This window comes from Kitasatospora sp. NPDC059817, from assembly GCF_042731835.1.
GTDB lineage: Bacteria > Actinomycetota > Actinomycetes > Streptomycetales > Streptomycetaceae > Kitasatospora.
Window position 1 is genome coordinate 1 of sequence record NZ_JBHWIR010000367.1, and the last position, 3,236, is coordinate 3,236.

Annotated in this window: 3 protein-coding genes; 2 read left to right on the top strand and 1 reads right to left on the bottom strand. The window is 72.2% G+C overall.

Going from position 1 to position 3,236, the window contains the following annotated elements; genetic code table 11:
- Positions 1-238 precede the first annotated feature (238 nt).
- Both ACFV61_RS35280 and ACFV61_RS35285 read left to right on the top strand, forming a co-directional pair.
- A complete protein-coding gene (locus ACFV61_RS35280; RefSeq protein WP_380496203.1) occupies positions 239-1,195 on the top strand; it encodes a carbohydrate ABC transporter permease in 957 nt (318 codons plus the stop codon).
- Positions 1,192-2,112 (top strand): carbohydrate ABC transporter permease, encoded by a 921-nt coding sequence (locus ACFV61_RS35285; RefSeq protein ID WP_363378428.1) that lies wholly within the window; start codon positions 1,192-1,194, stop codon positions 2,110-2,112. The genes ACFV61_RS35280 and ACFV61_RS35285 overlap by 4 nt, the downstream gene beginning before the upstream one ends.
- Before the next feature lie 77 nt (positions 2,113-2,189).
- Here the strand turns inward: ACFV61_RS35285 and ACFV61_RS35290 are convergent, their stop codons facing one another.
- Positions 2,190-2,948, bottom strand: a complete 759-nt coding sequence (locus ACFV61_RS35290; protein WP_363378426.1) for a DeoR/GlpR family DNA-binding transcription regulator — start codon at positions 2,946-2,948, stop codon at positions 2,190-2,192.
- Positions 2,949-3,236: the final 288 nt, after the last annotated feature.

Sequence of the window (3,236 nt, forward strand, 5' to 3'; positions counted from 1 at the left end):
CACCACCCCGCCGCCGTGGGCGCGGCCGGCGCCGCCCCCGGCGACCTGACGGCGGCGCGGGGCCCGGTGCAGAACCAGCCCGGCGACGCGAGGAAGTCCACGGGGCTGCCGGTCACCGCCGGCGGACCGGCTCGCCGGCGGACCCCGCGCGGGCCGCCGGCCCGGGCGCGCCCGACACGTCCGACACGCCCGACACGCCCGAGGGACCGACCACCGCCCGCACGAGAGAGAACCCCAGATGAGCGCAGCAACCCCGGCGGTGCCGGGCCGCACCGCCCCGAAGGCCGCCACCGCACGACGGACGCCGTCCCGCAACCGCGCGGCCCTCGGCTTCCTGGCCCCCTTCGGCCTGCTGTTCACCGTCCTGTTCCTGCTGCCCATCGGGTACGCGCTCTGGCAGAGCCTGTACCGCGTGGAGCGCTCCGGCCTGGGCTTCGGCCCGGCCAGAACGGTCTTCGCGGGGCTCGACAACTACACCGCCGCCCTGGGCGACGGCTCGTTCCTCGCGGGCGTCGGCCGGGTGCTGCTCTTCGGCGTGGTCCAGGTCCCGGTGATGCTCGGACTGGCCCTCGGCCTCGCCCTGCTGATCGACGCCAAGGGCACCCGGCTGCGGAAGTTCTTCCGGCTCGCCTACTTCCTGCCGTACGCGATCCCGGGCGTCGTGGCCACCATCCTCTGGGCGTTCCTCTACCTGCCCGGCACCAGCCCGCTCGTCGCCGGGCTGAGGGACATCGGCATCGACGCCGACTTCCTCTCCTCCGGCACCGTCCTGTGGTCGATGGCCAACATCGTCACCTGGACCTGGACCGGCTACAACATGCTGGTCATCCTCTCCGCCCTCCAGGCCATCCCCAGCGAGCTCTACGAGGCCGCCGACCTCGACGGCGCCGGCCCCTGGCGGACCGCCTGGCACATCAAGATCCCGCTGGTGGCCCCCGCCCTGGTGCTGACCGGGATCTTCTCCATCATCGGCACCCTCCAGCTCTTCACCGAGCCGATGGTCCTGCATTCGCTGGCCTCGACCGTCTCCGCCGACTACACGCCCAACATGGCGGCGTACAACGCGGCGTTCGGCACCAACGACTACGGCAAGGCGGCGGCCATCGCCGTCCTGCTGGCCCTGGCCACCTGCGTCCTGTCCATCACCTTCCTGCGCCTCTCGGTGCGCATCACCGGAAACCGGGTGACCGCATGAGCACCGCCGACCTCCGCCGCCGCCCCGAGACCGCCCGCCCGGCGCGCCGCCGCCCCGCCGGGCCCGCCCACCCGGGTGCCCCCGGCCGCCGGCCGCGCCCCAACGTCCTCGGCACGGCCGTCCTGTTCGTGCTCTCCGCCTACTTCCTGCTGCCCGCCTGGTGGCTGCTGGTGGCCTCCACCAAGAGCAGCAGCGACCTGTTCGGCAGCGGCGGGTTCTGGTTCTCCACCCTCCACCTCGGCGACAACCTGCACGACCTGGCCACCGCCAACAACGGGCTCTACTTCCGCTGGCTCCTCAACACCGTGCTGTACGCGGGCGTCGGCGCCGCGGCCGCCACCCTGCTCGCGGCGATGGCCGGCTACGCGCTCACCAAGTACCGGTTCCGGGGCCGCGAGGCGGTGTTCAACACGATCCTCGCCGCGGTGCTCGTCCCCGCGCCGCTCCTCGCCCTGCCGGTCTACCTGCTGCTGTCCAAGGCCCATCTGGTCAACACCGTCTGGGCGGTCCTGCTGCCGAGCATGGTCAGCCCGTTCGGCGTCTACCTCAGCCGGATCTACGCCGCCGCGTCCGTCCCGGACGAGATCCTGGAGGCCGCCCGGATGGACGGCGCGGGGGAGTTCCGGATCTTCTTCACGGTGGTCCTGCGGATCTTCTCGCCGGCGCTGGTGACCATCTTCCTGTTCCAGTTCACCACCATCTGGAACAACTTCTTCCTGCCGCTGGTCACGCTCTCCGACCAGAAGCTCTGGCCGGTCAACCTCGGCCTCTACTACTGGAACGGCCTGCGGGACCACACCCCGTACAACCTGGTCGTCACGGGCTCGCTGGTCTCGGTCGTCCCGCTGGTCGTGGCCTTCCTGCTGCTGCAGCGGTTCTGGCGCACCGACCTGACGGCGGGCGGCGTCAAGGCCTGAGGCGGAGCCGCCGGGCCTGAACCGGGGCCTCGGGGCGTGGCCGGTGGATCAGGCCGCGCCCCGGGGCCCGTCGGCGGTCAGGCCCGCCGGACCCGGACGCCGCAGCCGGTGACGGCCCGCTGCTGCGCGTCCGTCAGGCCGTCGTCCGTCACCAGGTCGTGGACGTCGGAGAGCGGGCAGATCCGGGCGAAGGTGACCTTGCCGACCTTGGTGCTGTCGGCCAGCACGACCGAGCGCGCGCTGCTGCGCAGGAACGCCCGGTCGGTCTGGGCCTCCATCTCGTCGTGCGTGGTGCAGCCCTCCTGCGCCGTCAGGCCGTCCACCCCGATGAAGGAGATGTCCAGGTGGTACTGCGAGAGCATCCGGTCGGCGGCCGGACCGACCAGTTCGTAGCTGGCCGTGCGGGCGATGCCGCCGATCACCACGAGGCGCACCTCGGGGCGGACGATCAGGTCGGCGGCGATGTTCACCGCGTTGGTCACGACGGTGATGCCGGTGCGCTCGGCGAGCACCCGGGCGAGCTCGCTGGTGGTGGTGCCGCCGCTGAGGCCCACCACCGCCCCCTCCGGCACGAGCTCGGCCGCCGCCAGGGCGATCCGGCGCTTCTCCTCCCGCTGCTTCTCGCCGCGGTGGCGCAGCGGCAGTTCGAGGTTGACCGAGCCGGTCACCGCGCCGCCCCGGGTGCGGTGCAGCAGTCCCTGTTCGTGGAGCTCCTGGAGATCGCGGCGCACGGTCGCGGTCGAGACGTCCAGGAGTTCGGCGAGCGCGTGCACATCGGCGCTCCCCGCTTCGGTGACGTGCGAGAGGATCCGGGTGGCGCGATCAGCTTTGAGCATGACGCGATTCTAGCCCGGCCGGGAGCCAAACCCCTGGGTGGCGCCGGGTCGGACTGATTTCGGCGAACAGGTCGCAGGTCTGGTCGTCCGCTCGAATCTGACTATCATGGCTATGAAACAAGCAACTTCACTCAGTTCTGCGGCTGCCCGGAGCAGCGCCGGAGGTGACCGCGTGACAGCGGACCGCATGTCCCTGGCCGGCGCCCGGCTGGTCCTGCCCGGCGGCGTCGTCGAGGGCGGCCGCCTGGCCGTCGAGGGCGACCGGATCGCCGGCCTCGGGGGCGAGAG

Bases quoted from the DNA above. Each gene is read 5' to 3' on its own strand.
- ACFV61_RS35290 (WP_363378426.1), bottom strand. From the start codon at position 2,948: ATGCTCAAAGCTGATCGCGCCACCCGGATCCTCTCGCACGTCACCGAA.
- ACFV61_RS35285 (WP_363378428.1), top strand. From the start codon at position 1,192: ATGAGCACCGCCGACCTCCGCCGCCGCCCCGAGACCGCCCGCCCGGCG.
- ACFV61_RS35280 (WP_380496203.1), top strand. From the start codon at position 239: ATGAGCGCAGCAACCCCGGCGGTGCCGGGCCGCACCGCCCCGAAGGCC.